The sequence below is a fragment of the Mesorhizobium sp. M5C.F.Ca.IN.020.32.2.1 genome (assembly GCF_004023105.1).
In the GTDB taxonomy this organism is placed as follows: Bacteria; Pseudomonadota; Alphaproteobacteria; order Rhizobiales; family Rhizobiaceae; genus Mesorhizobium; species Mesorhizobium wenxiniae.
The window spans coordinates 1-14,191 of record NZ_RZSX01000053.1 but is presented as its reverse complement, the minus strand read 5'-3'; the positions used below and the strand labels follow the sequence as shown (position 1 = coordinate 14,191).

Annotated in this window: 14 protein-coding genes and 1 pseudogene; 5 read left to right on the top strand and 10 right to left on the bottom strand. The window is 60.3% G+C overall.

Annotation, left to right across the window (positions count from 1 at the left end; all coding sequences use genetic code 11):
- Positions 1–15: 15 nt before the first annotated feature.
- On the bottom strand, positions 16–858 hold the full coding sequence (locus EOA86_RS04565) for an alpha/beta hydrolase (RefSeq protein WP_128340834.1): 843 nt from the start codon (positions 856–858) through the stop codon (positions 16–18).
- 332 nt (positions 859–1,190) lie between these two features.
- Between EOA86_RS04565 and EOA86_RS04560 the strand changes: the two genes are divergently transcribed.
- The 3 genes from EOA86_RS04560 (at position 1,191) to EOA86_RS04550 (ending at position 3,803) form a co-directional block, all read left to right on the top strand.
- A complete protein-coding gene (locus EOA86_RS04560) occupies positions 1,191–1,571 on the top strand; it encodes a cytochrome c family protein (RefSeq protein ID WP_128340833.1) in 381 nt (126 codons plus the stop codon).
- A gap of 63 nt (positions 1,572–1,634) precedes the next feature.
- Entirely contained in the window at positions 1,635–2,582 is a 948-nt protein-coding gene (locus tag EOA86_RS04555) for a heme o synthase (protein WP_128340832.1), read from the top strand.
- Between the two features lie 402 nt (positions 2,583–2,984).
- The gene (locus tag EOA86_RS04550; RefSeq protein ID WP_065007813.1) at positions 2,985–3,803 is read left to right on the top strand and encodes a DUF2189 domain-containing protein; all 819 of its coding nucleotides are present in this window, start codon (positions 2,985–2,987) and stop codon (positions 3,801–3,803) included.
- A 55-nt stretch (positions 3,804–3,858) separates the two neighbouring features.
- On the opposite strand, the gene EOA86_RS04545 is transcribed toward EOA86_RS04550, so the two are convergent.
- The 6 genes from EOA86_RS04545 to coxB all read right to left on the bottom strand — a co-directional run bounded on the left by EOA86_RS04545 (position 3,859) and on the right by coxB (position 9,056).
- Positions 3,859–4,332, bottom strand: coding sequence for an aminoacyl-tRNA deacylase (locus EOA86_RS04545; RefSeq protein ID WP_065007814.1), 474 nt, complete (start codon positions 4,330–4,332; stop codon positions 3,859–3,861).
- Between the two features lie 186 nt (positions 4,333–4,518).
- Complete coding sequence (locus tag EOA86_RS04540) at positions 4,519–4,923, bottom strand: cytochrome C oxidase subunit IV family protein (protein WP_128340831.1); 405 nt, start codon at positions 4,921–4,923, stop codon at positions 4,519–4,521.
- Between the two features lie 25 nt (positions 4,924–4,948).
- Positions 4,949–5,671 carry a heme-copper oxidase subunit III family protein gene (locus tag EOA86_RS04535; protein ID WP_128340830.1) on the bottom strand — a complete coding sequence of 241 codons (723 nt, stop codon included), beginning with the start codon at positions 5,669–5,671 and terminating at the stop codon, positions 4,949–4,951.
- Between the two features lie 13 nt (positions 5,672–5,684).
- Positions 5,685–6,389 carry a cytochrome c oxidase subunit 3 gene (locus tag EOA86_RS04530; RefSeq protein ID WP_065007785.1) on the bottom strand — a complete coding sequence of 235 codons (705 nt, stop codon included), beginning with the start codon at positions 6,387–6,389 and terminating at the stop codon, positions 5,685–5,687.
- Positions 6,386–8,155: a cytochrome c oxidase subunit I gene (ctaD, locus tag EOA86_RS04525; protein ID WP_065007786.1), complete on the bottom strand. Its 1,770-nt coding sequence runs from the start codon at positions 8,153–8,155 to the stop codon at positions 6,386–6,388. The genes EOA86_RS04530 and ctaD overlap by 4 nt, the downstream gene beginning before the upstream one ends.
- 85 nt (positions 8,156–8,240) lie before the next feature.
- Positions 8,241–9,056: a cytochrome c oxidase subunit II gene (coxB, locus tag EOA86_RS04520; protein ID WP_127319104.1), complete on the bottom strand. Its 816-nt coding sequence runs from the start codon at positions 9,054–9,056 to the stop codon at positions 8,241–8,243.
- A 456-nt stretch (positions 9,057–9,512) separates the two neighbouring features.
- On the opposite strand from coxB, the gene EOA86_RS04515 reads away from it, so the two are divergent.
- Positions 9,513–10,037, top strand: coding sequence for a hypothetical protein (locus EOA86_RS04515; RefSeq protein ID WP_128340835.1), 525 nt, complete (start codon positions 9,513–9,515; stop codon positions 10,035–10,037).
- 29 nt (positions 10,038–10,066) lie between these two features.
- Here the strand turns inward: EOA86_RS04515 and EOA86_RS04510 are convergent, their stop codons facing one another.
- Entirely contained in the window at positions 10,067–10,975 is a 909-nt protein-coding gene (locus EOA86_RS04510; RefSeq protein WP_128340829.1) for a LysR family transcriptional regulator, read from the bottom strand.
- 145 nt (positions 10,976–11,120) lie between these two features.
- Here EOA86_RS04510 and EOA86_RS04505 point away from each other — a divergent pair, with 145 nt between their 5' ends.
- Positions 11,121–12,572, top strand: coding sequence for an MFS transporter (locus EOA86_RS04505; protein ID WP_128340828.1), 1,452 nt, complete (start codon positions 11,121–11,123; stop codon positions 12,570–12,572).
- Between the two features lie 51 nt (positions 12,573–12,623).
- Here EOA86_RS04505 and EOA86_RS04500 read toward each other — a convergent pair.
- A pseudogene (locus tag EOA86_RS04500) lies at positions 12,624–12,788 on the bottom strand (JAB domain-containing protein); the annotation flags it as partial.
- A gap of 133 nt (positions 12,789–12,921) precedes the next feature.
- The gene (locus EOA86_RS04495) at positions 12,922–13,122 is read right to left on the bottom strand and encodes a helix-turn-helix domain-containing protein (protein ID WP_041012197.1); all 201 of its coding nucleotides are present in this window, start codon (positions 13,120–13,122) and stop codon (positions 12,922–12,924) included.
- Between the last annotated feature and the right edge of the window lie 1,069 nt (positions 13,123–14,191).

Sequence of the window (14,191 nt, the reverse complement as noted above, 5' to 3'; positions counted from 1 at the left end):
CCTCTGTGCGGGCGGTTAATGCAGGACCTCGCCGAGAAACCGCCGCACCAGCGGCAGGGCGACCTCGAAATGGGTCTCCAGCAGCCAGTGTCCGGCGTCGTTCAGCAAATGCAGCTCGGCCTCGGGGAGATCGCGCAGATAGGCGCGCGCTGCCGGCTCAGGCATGTATTCGTCCTTCGGTCCCCAAAGGATCAATGCCGGCGGCCGCTGCTCGCGCAGGTATCCCTGGTAACGAGGGAACCAGTCGAGATTAGCCTTGAGCTTCTCCATCAGTCCGACTGAAAGCGCACGGCGCACAGGCGTATCCATCAGCGGCCAATGCAATTTCCACAGATCGGGCGGGACGCGTCGAGCGACGTCGTCATCGACTTCGCCTACGAACTCGGCGCGAAAGCCGTCCTCGCTCACCGCCTTTTCGAGCGGCGCGCGGTTCGCTGGTGAAGGATCCCGCCAGAAACGTCGGATCGTTTCGTATTTGGGGCCAAGAGCATCCGCGTAGATGTCGCCATTCTGGATGATGAGGGCCCTGATCCGCGATCTATGCGCTATGGCGTGCCGCAGGCCGATCTGCGAGCCGTAGTCGTGCAGCCACAGCGCGTAGCTGCCGAGCCCCAGCGCGTCGGTGAACCGCTCCAGAAAAGTCGCGTAAGCGTCAAAATCATAACCGAACCGTGCCGGATCGGGAGTTCCACTGTAGCCAAAGCCGGGGAAGTCTGGCGCAACCGTCCGCCACCGATCGGCGAGCGCCGGCATCAGCCGGCGATATTGGAAGGATGAGCAGGGATAACCATGCGGAAGCAGCAACGCCGGCGCGGCTTCAGGGCCTGCCTCTCTGTAAAAGACCGTGTCGCCATCGATCGTGAGAGGTGCCGTGGCGCACCTCCAGGATGCTCCCGTCGTTCATGGACGCTTCTCTAATCTTTGATCTTCCAGATGCTTAACCGTAGCTGGTCTAACGCCTTTACCCGGTATGCGTTCCGACCGCGCCCCGACGCCGCTCGAGCCGCTTCGGGGGCAATCTGGCTGGTCGACTTCTTCTATCTGCCGGCCAGATTCTGTGGTAGGTAGATGCCGCAATTCCATGCGGGGGACGCGGATATTCCGCTCTGTTCGTGCAAGGGGCGCATGCCGGCGAAAGTCTGCGCGCGCAGATCGTCCAAGGCAGATTTGGCGATCCGGGAGGAAATGCCATGCGTGCAATCGCGTTTTTCGCCGTCGTGTCCGTTGCGACGTTTATCACGAGCCAATCTCAGGCACAGGATGCCGCCGCGGGTGAGAAGGTCTTCGCCAAATGCAAGGCCTGCCACGTCGTGGACAAGGACACGAACAAGATCGGTCCGTCGTTGAACGGCGTTATCGGCCGGACGGCCGGCACGCATCCGGGGTTCAAGTACTCCAAACCCATGACCGAGGCGGGTGCATCCGGCGTCAAATGGGACGAAGCCACGCTGACAGACTATCTTCGCGATCCCAAGGCCAAGATCAAAGGTACGAAGATGGCGTTTGCCGGCCTCAAGAAGGACGAGGACCTTGCCAACGTCATCGCCTACCTGAAGCAATTCTCCAAATGACCCGGTTCTTCAGCCGGCCGATGGGCCGGCCAGATTGCCTGCCCCAATCGGTGGTCACCTGAAATGTCGGCTCGGGAAAGCGGCCTCAAGGATACCGGTATCCGCATCTCGGAAGCGACAGTCAGCGATTTCTTCGCGCTTCTGAAACCACGCGTCATGGCGCTTGCTGTTTTTACCGCTTTCGTCGGGCTGATGGTGGCGCCTGGGGCGATGAATCCGGTCATCGCCGTGATTGCAATTGGTGCAATTGCGGTTGGAGCGGGAGCGGCCGGGGCACTCAACATGTGGTACGATGCCGATGTTGATGCGCTGATGTCGCGCACATCAAAGCGGCCGGTCCCGTCAGGCCGGGTCATGCCAGGCGAAGCTCTCGGCTTTGGCCTGGTGCTTTCCGTGCTTTCGGTCATGACGCTCGGCGTGCTGGTGGGGTGGTTTGCCGCATCGCTGCTGGCCTTCACCATCTTCTTCTACGTCGTCATCTACACGATGTGGCTGAAACGCTCGACGCCGCAGAATATTGTCATAGGCGGCGCCGCGGGTGCCCTTCCTCCGGTGATCGGATGGGCGGCGGCCACCGGCGCCGTCGGGGCTGAAAGTCTCATCCTGTTTCTGATCATTTTCCTCTGGACGCCGCCGCATTTCTGGGCGCTAGCGCTGTTCAAGATCGGCGACTATGCTGCCGCCGGCATTCCCATGATGCCGAACGTGGCCGGCCAGGCTTCGACCAGAAAACAAATCTTCGTCTATTCACTGATCCTGGCACCAATCGGCGTGCTCCCTTGGGCTTTTGGATTCGCGAGCGGATTGTACGGGCTCGCTTCGGCCGCATTGGGCGCGGGTTTCATCTGGCATGCCTGGAAGCTTCTGATCGACAAAAGGTGGGTTGAAGGGTGGGAGATGAAACGCGCAAAGGCGCTGTTTGCCTATTCGATTTTCTATCTTTTCGCGATCTTTGCCGTGCTGCTTGCCGATACCATTGCAATGCGTATCGTCATGTCAGCCGGAAATTGACCTGACTCGTGGTTGCATCGAATCCTGATTCTTAGATTGCTTGCCGGGTTGAGACGGCCAATCGGCGATTGCTGAACGAGGTCCGCCCCCGAACCTGCTCAAACCTCACGTTGGCACTGCGCAGAACCCCAGCAACAGCAGAATAACTACGCCAAGGCCGAGCATGAGAACGGTCTTTCCATCCATGACCTTCACCCTTCAACCCGGCTTGGAGAATATCGAAGAAAGGCCGTTAGAGCTAGCCGGATCACCGGAGCCGTCCCTCAAACAAAGGGCGGCGACAAATCCCATGCAAGAGCGTATGTTGACCATGGTGCAGGTCGCGGTTTTGCGTGGCCAGTTACGCTGAACGGCAGCACCGTGGAATCGCGACCTTACCGGACCTGGTCTGGAGGAATGGTCATGGCAAGTTTTCACGTGATTGCAGGCGCCAGCGAGACGCTGGAGCACACCAGAATTCGAAAGATCGGCGTTTCCGACCTTTTCGACGCGCTCAAGCGAGGGGTCGACGATTTTATGGTTAAACCGTCGCATATCGTTTTCCTCTGCCTGATCTATCCGCTTGTCGGCGTCGTGCTCGCTGTCTGGACGTCGGGCAACAATGCGTTGCCGCTGTTGTTTCCGCTGGTGTCAGGTTTTGCGCTGATCGGTCCATTCGCGGCGATCGGGCTGTATGAGATCAGCCGCAGGCGGGAAGCCGGACTCGATGCCTCCTGGGGCCACGCTTTCGAGGTCAGGAATTCTCCGGCGCTGCCGGCCATCGCGGCGGTCGGGATCATGCTGCTTGCGATCTTTATCGCCTGGCTTTTGACCGCGCAGATATTTTACCAGCAGGTGTTCGGCCCGGCCCCGCCGGAATCGCTCTCCAGCTTCATCAGTGAAATATTCGCCACCGGACGCGGCTGGACGCTGATTATCCTGGGCCACGCCATCGGCTTCGTCTTCGCCGCGGTCGTATTGTGCACCACGGTCGTCGCGTTCCCGTTGTTGCTCGACCGCGACGTCGGCGCCTATGAAGCCATCCACACCTCGGTGCGTGTGGTCCTGGCGAACCCGATCGTGATGGCAGTGTGGGGCCTGATCGTCGCCGTCGCCCTGATCATAGGCTCGCTGCCGGTGTTTGCCGGGTTGGCGGTCGTGCTGCCGATCCTCGGTCACGCCACCTGGCACGTCTATCGCAAAGTTGTGGAATCGCCCGCTTCCACCAAACCGGCGAGCTGAAAAAATCCTGCCTTGCCGCACCGGCGAGCGCGCCGGTACGGCAAGGGCTGAGCCTTCAGTAAGCCGGGTAGCTAAAGCGGGCTTGTTGTGCATCGCTGGTCAGGTTGCGGAAATCCTTGCCGCTGACATGCACGAGCGTCCTGTGGTCACCGCCCTCGAAATAGATGTCAGCGGCATTGCCTAGGCTTTCATCGAGGATCACCGGCACATCGTAGGCCGCGCCGATCGGCGGGATGGCGCCGGTGTCGCAATCCTCGAAGAGCGAAACCACCTCATCTTCGGAGGCGAGTCCGATGCGCTGGTCCATGACGTCCTGCAACGTGCCGAGCTCGATCCTGTGCGTGCTGGGCACCACGGCCAGCGCATAGCCACCGTCGTGGTGAACGACCACCGATTTGGCCATTATGCTGCCGGGCACATGCGCCGCTATTGCGGACTGCCTGCTTGTCGAGGTGCGGTGGTGCTCGACGGTGTCGTAGGAAATTCCTTTCTCGTCGATAAAGTCCTTCAGTCTGTTTGCGATCGTCATCTTGAGCCTCCCTCGCTGGAGTTCGCGACGCATGTGGAAACGAGGACAATCATTTTGCTTCTGTCGTTTCCCTACCAACAAAAATGGGCCAGCTGTCGATTGTTTCAAGGCAACGCAGAGCGGGCCGCAAATGGCATCTCCGGCTCTTGATGGACATGCTGCCGAAGCCCTGTACCCGGATGCGCGTCAGGGCTCGGCCCCAAAAAACACCGTCCGGGTGAGAAGCGTGTAATCCGATTCGAAGACCATCATTGCCACGAACACCAGCACCAATATCGGCGGCAATATGATCGCATATGTCAGCGCTAGCCGTTCCCAGGCCATGTGCATGAAGACCGCGACAATGAGCCCGGCCTTTAGCATCATGAAGATCAGGATCAGCGACCATCTGAGATAGCCTTGGAGGCCGACATAATCGACCAGATAGGAGCAGGCGCTGAGGATGAACAGCCATGCCCAGACCACCAGATAGAGCTTGATCGGGTGCTCCTGATGAACTTCCGCGGGGGCGGTGCCGATTGCCGCCGGATCATGCGCTTGAGCTCCGTGAAGCGTGTGTTGCGCCAGGCCGTTTGCGGTTGCCTCAGCCATATCTGCCTCTCAAAGATGCTGCTTCTCACCAAAGATAGAAGAATGCGAAAATGAATACCCAGACCAGGTCGACGAAATGCCAGTAGAGCCCCATGATCTCGACGTGCTCGTAGCGGCCCTTGCGGCTGGTGAAGAAACCAGGCCGTCCCGTGTCGTAATCGCCGCGCCAGACCTTTCGCGCCACGATGATCAGGAAGATCACCCCGAACGTCACATGGGTGCCGTGAAAGCCGGTGATCATGAAGAAGGATGATCCGAACTGCGCCGCACCCCACGGATTGCCCCAGGGCCGTACCCCTTCGGTGATCAGCTTGGTCCATTCGAAGGCCTGCATGCCGACGAAGGTCGCGCCCAGCGCTGCGGTCAAAAGCATGAGGATCGCAGTCTTGCGGCGGTCGTGGCGATAGCCGAAATTCACCGCCATGGCCATCGTTCCGCTGCTCGAGATCAGCACGAAGGTCATGATGGCGATAAGGATCAGTGGAATATTCGAGCCGCCAATGTGAAGGGCAAAGACCTCGCTCGGATTGGGCCACGGCACTCGGGTAGACATGCGCGCGGTCATGTAGGAGAGCAGAAAGCAGCCGAAGATGAAGGTGTCGCTGAGCAGGAAGATCCACATCATGGCCTTGCCCCAGGACACGTTTTTGAACGCGCGCTGATCCGAAGACCAGTCGGCGGCGATGCCTTGCAAGCCCGCCGGCCGCGGCTGTGCTTGGCCAGTATGCGTCAGTGTCGTGTCTGCCATCCGTCCGGCCCTCCTAGGTCAGCAACTGTCGGCAAATCTCGATGAAAGTCGCGGCCCAGCCGGCCAGAAGCGCGAAAATGGCGAGCCAGACGAAAAGCAGGAAATGCCAGTACATGGCGCACAATTCGACGCTGAGGCGAAGCCGCTCCGGCCGTGCTCCGTTCCAGGCGCCGGCAGTTGTTCGGCTCAGACCCACCAGCCCTCCCAGGATGTGCAGGCCATGCATCCCGGTTATCAGGTAGAAAAAACTATTGGCCGGATTGGCGGTCAGCAAGTAGCCGTCGGCGGTCAGTTCCCGCCATGCCACAAGCTGTCCGATCAGGAAGGCAAGCGCGGTGAGCCCGGCCGTGATGAGGCCGAGCCTGACCGTGTCGATTTGGCCCCGGCGCGCAGCGACCGAGGCGCACTGCAGCGCGATGCTGCTCAGGACCAGCACGCCGGTGTTGAACCAGAGCACGCGCGGCAACGGCAGCGCCTGCCAGTCCGACAGCGCCATGCGCATGAAATAAGCGCTGGTGAAGAGTGCAAACAGGCAGCCGACGACGGCGAGGAAGACGCCGAGGCCGATCTTGGCGGTCGGCAACGCCGATCCTTCCTGGCCGATAATATCACCGATGACACCTTGCTCGAGCCATGGCTTGGCCATCAGCCGCTGGTGGGAAAGCCACCATCCGGCAAAGCCGGCGATCACGAGGAGGAAGACCAGAATGACGCTCATGCCGGCTCCCTGGAGGATTCGAAGGAGCCCGGCATGTTTTGCGGGATAAAATCCTCCTTGGCGCCCGGCACGCTGTAGTCATAGGCCCAGCGATAGACGATCGGCAGTTCCTTGCCGAAATTGCCATGGGCGGGCGGTGTTTCCGGCGTTTGCCATTCGAGTGTCGTGGCGCGCCATGGATTGCCGCCGGCCTCGCGGCCGTGGCGAATGCTCCAGATCAGATTGAACAGGAACACGATTTGGGCAAAGCCGACGAGGAACGCCATGATGCTGATGAACGCGTTCAGATCGTGGGCCGATTCGGTCATCACCGTCGTGGCGGTCAGTTCGTGGTAGCGGCGCGGCACGCCCATCAGGCCGATGTAGTGCATGGGAAAGAAAATCAGATAGGCACCGAGGAAGGTGACCCAGAAATGGAACTGGCCCATCGCCTCGTTCAGCATCCGGCCGGTGACCTTCGGGTACCAGTGATAGATCGCCCCGAAGATCACCAGAATCGGAGCGACGCCCATGACCATGTGGAAATGAGCAACGACGAACATCGTGTCCGACAGCGGAACGTCGACGACGACGTTGCCGAGAAACAGTCCGGTCAGCCCGCCATTGACGAAGGTGACGATGAAGGCCAGGGCAAAAAGCATCGGGACGGTGAGGTGGATGTCGCCGCGCCACAGCGTCAGCACCCAATTGTAGACCTTGATCGCGGTCGGGACGGCAATGATCAAAGTCGTGGTGGCGAAGAAGAAGCCGAAATAGGGATGCATGCCGCTGACATACATGTGGTGCGCCCAGACCACGAAACTCAGCGCGCCGATGCCGACGATGGCCCAGACCATCATCCGGTAGCCGAAGATGTTCTTGCGCGCATGGGTGCTGATCAGATCGGACACGATGCCGAAGGCCGGCAGCGCCACGATGTAGACCTCGGGATGGCCGAAGAACCAGAACAGATGCTGGAAAAGGATCGGGCTGCCGCCGCCGTGCTGCAATTGCTCGCCCATCTCGACGATGGCCGGCATGAAGAAGCTGGTGCCGAGCGCACGGTCGAACAGCATCATCACGCAGGCGACAAACAGCGCCGGGAAGGCGAGCAGCGCCATGACAGTGGCGGTGAAGATACCCCAGACGGTCAGCGGCAGGCGCATCAGCGTCATGCCGCGTGTGCGGGCCTGCAGCACCGTCACGACGTAGTTCAAGCCGCCCATCGTGAAGCCGATGATGAACAAGATCAGCGAGACGAGCATCAGGATGATGCCCCAGTCCTGGCCGCCTGGCGTGCCGGTCATGATCGCCTGCGGCGGGTAGAGCGTCCAGCCGGCGCCGGTCGGTCCGCCGGGCGCAAAGAAGCTCGACGCCAAAACCAGCACGGCGAGCAGGTAGATCCAGTAGCTCAGCATGTTGACATAGGGAAAGACCATGTCGCGCGCGCCGACCATCAGCGGGATCAGGTAGTTGCCGAAGCCGCCCAGGAACAGTGCCGTGAGCAGATAGATCACCATGATCATGCCATGCATGGTGATGAACTGGTAGTAGGCTTCGGGGCTGATGAAGTCGAACGTACCGGGGAAGCCGAGCTGCAGCCGCATCAACCAGGACAGCACCAGCGCCACCAGGCCGATTGCCGTGGCCGTCGCCGAATACTGGATGGCGATGACCTTGGCATCCTGCGAAAAGACGTATTTCGTCCACCAGCTGTGCGGATGGTAAAGTTCCATCTCCGCGACTTCGGCCGGCGGTACCGCATCTGCAGGTGTGATATCGACCATAAGAACACTCCGTGCCCTTTTCGACCAGGCTCGACAGTTTCGAGCCCTACCGCAATTTCAACCCACGTCGCCGTCTTCCCGGCGTCTACTCTGCCGAGCCCACCTGCTGGGGGGCCGACAATTGCGCGAAAGTCTGCTGTTCGCCGAGCCACGCCAGATAATCTTCCTGCGTGTCGACCATGACCACGCCATTCATCAACGGGTGCCCCTGGCCGCAAAGTTCGGCGCACAGGACCTGGAAGGTTCCGGTCTTGGTCGGGGTGAACCAGAAATAGGTGACCGAGCCCGGGATCATGTCCATCTTGGCGCGGAATTCAGGGACATAGAAATCATGCAGCACGTCAATCGAGCGGAGCAGCATCTTGACCGGCTTGCCGACCGGCAGATGCAGATCGGCGGCTTCGACGACGACATCGTCCTGGCCGTTGGCATCACTGGCGTTCACGCCTAAGGGATTTTCAGGGCTGACGTTGCGGGTGTCGGATGTGCCGAGCTTGCCGTCCTTGCCGGGCAAGCGGAAACTCCATTGCCATTGCTGGCCGACGACTTCGACCACTGTTGCGTCGCTTGGGACGCTGACGAACTGGTTCCAGACGAACAGGCCGGGAACCAGCATGGCCGTGACCCCGATTGCGGTGACGATCGTCAGCCACCATTCGAGCCGCTTGTTCTCGGGTTCGTATGCCGCCTGGTTCCCTTCCCGATGACGGAAGCGGAAGACGCAATAGGCCATGAATAGGACGACGGCGGCGAAGACGACGCCGGTGATCCAGAAGGTGATGATGATGGTGTTGTCGATATAGTCCCAGTTAGAGGCAATCGGCGTCCACCACCATGGGCTCAGGAAGTGAAACAACACTGAGCCCACAACTACCAAAACGAGTACAAGCGCGATGGCCATATCCCGTTTCCTCCCGGCATTCCAAGGGCGCGAAGCCGCCCCGGGAAATGCCAAATGCATCATAGCTCGATTTCCCGTCGAAATTCTAGTGCGGTCTTCCGGTCAGCCGAAAACGCAATGGCGATGATGTGGAAGAACCTAAGAAGAAGAAGGTTGCGGCGAAGAAAAAAGCCCGCCAAGGGCGCCGAACAACACGGGTTCCGCCGAATTGTGAAAGGCCGCCCTCAATGCATCCTTTTTCATAGTCGCCTTAAAGCGACGTGCGGCCACTTGGACGCAGAAACTCTGAACGAATTTTCACTATCTACGAATCGTGCGTCCGAGAATCGATCCCGATTCTCGGGCCGATGCGATAAGCGAGAGATTCGCGCCCAAGCAGCGGTTGGCGGCTGGCGATACGATGTTTTGATCATTATCTGCGCCGAGTTGCAAAGTGCAGGGTCGTTGGAGGGATCGTTGAAATTATTCGTCGGCATCGGAGGCGCGGTCGCCACAGCGTTCCTCTTCACCTCAGTCTGCGGTATCGCCCAGGCCGACAGCGTCCTTGACAATTGGCGGTTCGACACCGGCAGCGATGGCCTGGTCACTGCCTCGCTCCATGCTACCAACAAGCTCATCACGGGCGGCGGCACCTTAAGCTACAGCCCGATCCTGACCATTGCCTGTCGGGCGAATGGCGAACCGCGCTGGAGCGAATGGCTGCAGTTGAACGATGCCGTCTCCGCCAGCCGGACCATCACCGTGTCGGTGACCGTCGACAAGGCCAGCAAGGTCAACGAAAGCTGGTCGGTCGGCGCGCGGGGGAGGAGGCTGGTTCGGGATGGTGCCGACGGGATCAGGCGATTGGTTTCCGCAGACCGGCTCCAACTGTCCTGGCGGTTCGGGCTGCTGTCGGGGCGAGGCGAGGCCGATTTCGACCTAGCCGGGTTCAGCGAGGCGGTCGGCCAGATCGCCGGCACCTGCAACACCGAGTTGCCGTGATCGGGATCAGCAGCGCTCGCCTCAACCCACTAAGAAACCCAGTGAGTTATTCCGGCGCAAACGTCTCGAACGCACCCGCGCAGCCAGCGGTGCGCCGGATCGGCATCGAGCCGCGGGTGCCACAAAAGTGAAACCGTGATTTCTGGCAGGGGAACCGGGAGAGGGAAACAGTACATTCCGTCGCGCAGGTTCCCCGTATATCGTTCGGGAACGCTGGCGATCAGGTCCGAGGCGCGCGCCAGAGCCAGAGCTTCCGAAAAACCGCCGACGACCGTCACGATCTCTCGTTTCAACCCTAGCGGCTCAAGCGCGTGGTCGATCGGTCCCCTGTCGAGCCCGCGACGGGAGAGGAGGATGTGCCGGCCGGCCGCATAACGGGCAGGGGTGATCGTCAACTCGCGTAAGGGATGCCCCATCCGCACGACGCCGACGAAACGATCACGGAACAGCGCTTGCGCGCGCACCTCTGGCCCCGTCACCTTTCCGACGTCGCCGGTTTCCAGGTCTGCGCTGCCGTCGCGCAGGGGCGTGCTGTCCTTGTCCGGCTTCAGTACGAAACGCAGCCGCACGCCCGGTGCTTGTTCGCCGACGCGCGCAATGAGATCAGGTCCGAAATTCTCAACAAAGCCGTCCTGGTTTCTGAGTGTGAAGGTTCGCACAAGCCGTTTCAGATCGAGCATCTCAACAGGACGCAGAACGGCTTCGGCGTCCTCCACAAGCTGACCGACGCGCTCGCGGAGCTCGAGGGCCCGGGGTGTGGGAACAAGGCTGCGTCCGGCCCTGACCAACAGCGGATCGCCGATCGTCTCACGCAATCGCGCCAGCGCCCGGCTCATCGCCGACGGGCTAAGCCGCAGCCTCTTGGCGGCGCGTGCCACACTGCCTTCCGTCAGCAGCACATCGAGGGTGACGAGCAGATTGAGATCGGGATGCGGCATAGATGGATCGTAGCATGGTTGGCACGATCTGACATAGCGTCAAACGCAATGATTAAGTGCAAACGATGCGTCTTCAGCCATGTCAAGCAAAGGACTACGTGTCTGCCAGCTCCGTTTCCGGAGCCGCCAGAAAACGGAGTTCATATTGAAGGCAATCGATGCAGGACGGGCAGTCGCCGGAAATGTGGAACGAGCACCTTCGGTTCGGTGGGCGCTTGCCGGCCCTTCGCTGTCAATGTTGCTGTCCTCACTCGGCATCAGCATCGCCAATGTTGCCTTGCCGACCTTGGCGCAGGCGTTCGACGCCTCGTTCCAGGAAGTCCAGTGGATCGTGCTGGCTTATCTCCTCGCCGTGACCACCCTGATCGTCAGCGTTGGACGGCTCGGTGACCTCATCGGTCGCCGGCGGCTGTTGCTGGCCGGACTGTTCCTGTTCACGACGGCTTCGGTCCTATGTGGTGTCGCGCCGACGCTCTGGCTGCTGATCGCCGCGCGGGCGGCGCAGGGCTTGGGGGCGGCCATCATGATGGCCCTCACCATGGCTTTCGTCGGTGATACGGTTCCGAAGGCAAGGACCGGCAGCGCTATGGGGCTGCTCGGAACGATGTCGGCGATCGGCACCGCTCTCGGTCCGTCGCTCGGGGGCCTTCTGATTGCCGGATCCGGCTGGCGGGCGATCTTCCTTGTCAACGTGCCATTGGGTTTGCTGGCCCTTGTTCTCGCCTATCGCTACCTGCCGGCTGATCGCCGGGGATCGAAGACGGATCGGGCCGGCTTCGACGTTGTGGGCACGCTGCTGCTTGCCTTGGCGCTTGGCGCCTATGCGCTCGCGATGACGTTCGGGCGTGGCAGTTTTGGTCCGCTCAACATGGCTCTGTTGGTCGCAGCCGTTTTCGGAGCCGGCTTCTTTGTGCTTGTGGAGGCGAGGGTGGCATCACCTTTGATCCGATTGGCCGCATTCCGCAATGCGACGCTGAGTATGAGCCTCGCCACGAGCGCACTCGTCGCGACGGTGATGATGGCGACACTGGTGGTCGGGCCGTTCTATCTGTCTCGTGCGCTCGGGCTCGACGCGGCTCTTGTTGGCGTCGTCATGTCGGTCGGTCCGCTTGTCGCCGCGCTGACCGGCGTGCCAGCTGGTCGCATAGCGGACCGTTTTGGCGCTGGGCGGATGACCATCATTGGGCTCATCGCGATAGCGGCCGGTTGCCTCATTCTATCTATGATGCCGACAATATCAGGCATCCCTGGCTACATCGCTCCGATCGCAATCGTCACATCAGGCTATGCGCTGTTCCAAACGGCCAACAACACCGCCGTCATGTCGGATATCCGCCCGGACCAGCGGGGCGTCATTTCCGGCTTGCTCAATTTGTCGCGCAATCTCGGGCTCATCACCGGTGCATCCGCCATGGGCGCCGTGTTCGCATTCGCCTCAGTGACGATCGACATCGCAACGGCGCGCCCCGAGGCCGTTGCCGCCGGCATGCGGATCACGTTCGCAGTCGCGGCGGTTCTGATTGTCGTCGCGCTCGCGATGGCGGTTGGTAGCCGTGCTCTCGCTGCGCGCCCCTCTCTGCCTGGAGGTATTTCTTGACACGAGACCGTACGCTTTCGACAAGAAGCCGATGCATGCTCGGATCGGGCGTCAGATCAGCAGCAGGCCCTTCATGCTGGCATGACCCTTCTTGCCGATGATGATGTGATCGTGGACGGCAATGCCGAGCGGTTTGGCCGTCTCGATGACCATCTTGGTCATCTCGATGTCGGCGCGCGACGGCGTCGGATCCCCTGACGGATGATTGTGCACCACGCCACGTGCGAGCATAAACACTTGTTTTTACAAGAGAAATCCGAAAAATGTTGAGCATTGGTGCCGGATATTGGGGTCGGTTAGTCGTGCACGATCAGGACCATTACGCTTGATCATCCATGCGCTCCCCCAATCATTTGGATGCACGGCACTGCACTCTATTCTTCTCGTCCCAGGCTTCAAGCTCGTCGATAGGATAAAGCACGGTCTTGCCGACTTTGACGAAGGAGGGGCCGAGGCGCATTGCGCGCCAATTCCGGAGAGTTCCGACGGACACGCCGCCCCGGTAGCGCTCAGCTACCTCTTCCGGAGTGAGGAATTTGCTATCTGCCATGACTGCCTCCATCGGCAGCGACGGCCAAGCCGTGTCGCCGACCAGGGGTTGATTGTCCAATGTGGAGCTTCACGTCGGATCACGGCCTTAGCCGCCCGCGCGTGGTGCCTCACGCTTCCGCACGAACACAAGTAACTCCGCTATTCGCGTCCGTGAAAGCCGATCCGCGTCGGTGTGCGGAAAACGGATACTGGAGGCGCCACATAGGCGGAGTAGGGTTCGGGTCAGACCGCCCTTTGGCGTCAACTTGCGAAGCTCGATCGATCGAAGTGCCGCCGCAAACATCGATGCAATCGAACACGATCAGTGATGGATGGCGCAGTTTAATCATACATATCAACAACTTACGGTCAGTCGTGTGCAGAAATCGCACACGTAGATTCTTGTTCTCTTCTGTTTTCGTTCCTCCGCTGCTGCCCGAAGTTCCATCCAGAACCGCGAAGCGCCGCATCGGCAAGGGAGGGCGTGTAGACGGGTATGTCCAACCTAAGAACCGATCGGGGGTGTTCGAGTCATCGGAGCGCTTCAAGCGTTCTCCAGAGTGAACAGAACGGGAAGAAGCGCGTGAGGATCGCTGGTAGCCGGCGACCGCTTCAAGCGTTCCCTACATGTGTCGCACCAGTGCCGTTCGCATATCGCGTCGCATCATGAAGGGTCGCAAATTGCCCCCCACTCGAGTCGCTCTCGCCGCGCTCTTTTCAACGACTGCTTTGCGCGCCCCTTTCGTTCATTAGGATCAGATCGAAGGCTTCCGGAAAGCAGTCGCTCGTGCGACGCGCTTACAAGGATCAGCCTTGGTGCGCCCCAAAGCCAGTGCTACGCATACTGACTCCCACGTTTTGGGCGTGAAAGCAGTTGGCAACAAACATCTATTATAGTCGGCGCTACTTGTGGGGGGTACGTTGTGGCCAAACGATCATACACATTCCGGCTGCTGAAAGAGCATATTACCGATCCAGCCGACGCACTCAAAGAACAACATCGGCTGAATGAAAAACCTCTTACTGGCAATCCCGAAAACAAGCGTCTGTTCGCAGGCCAAGCATACAACACTCCGCCTGGTTGGATA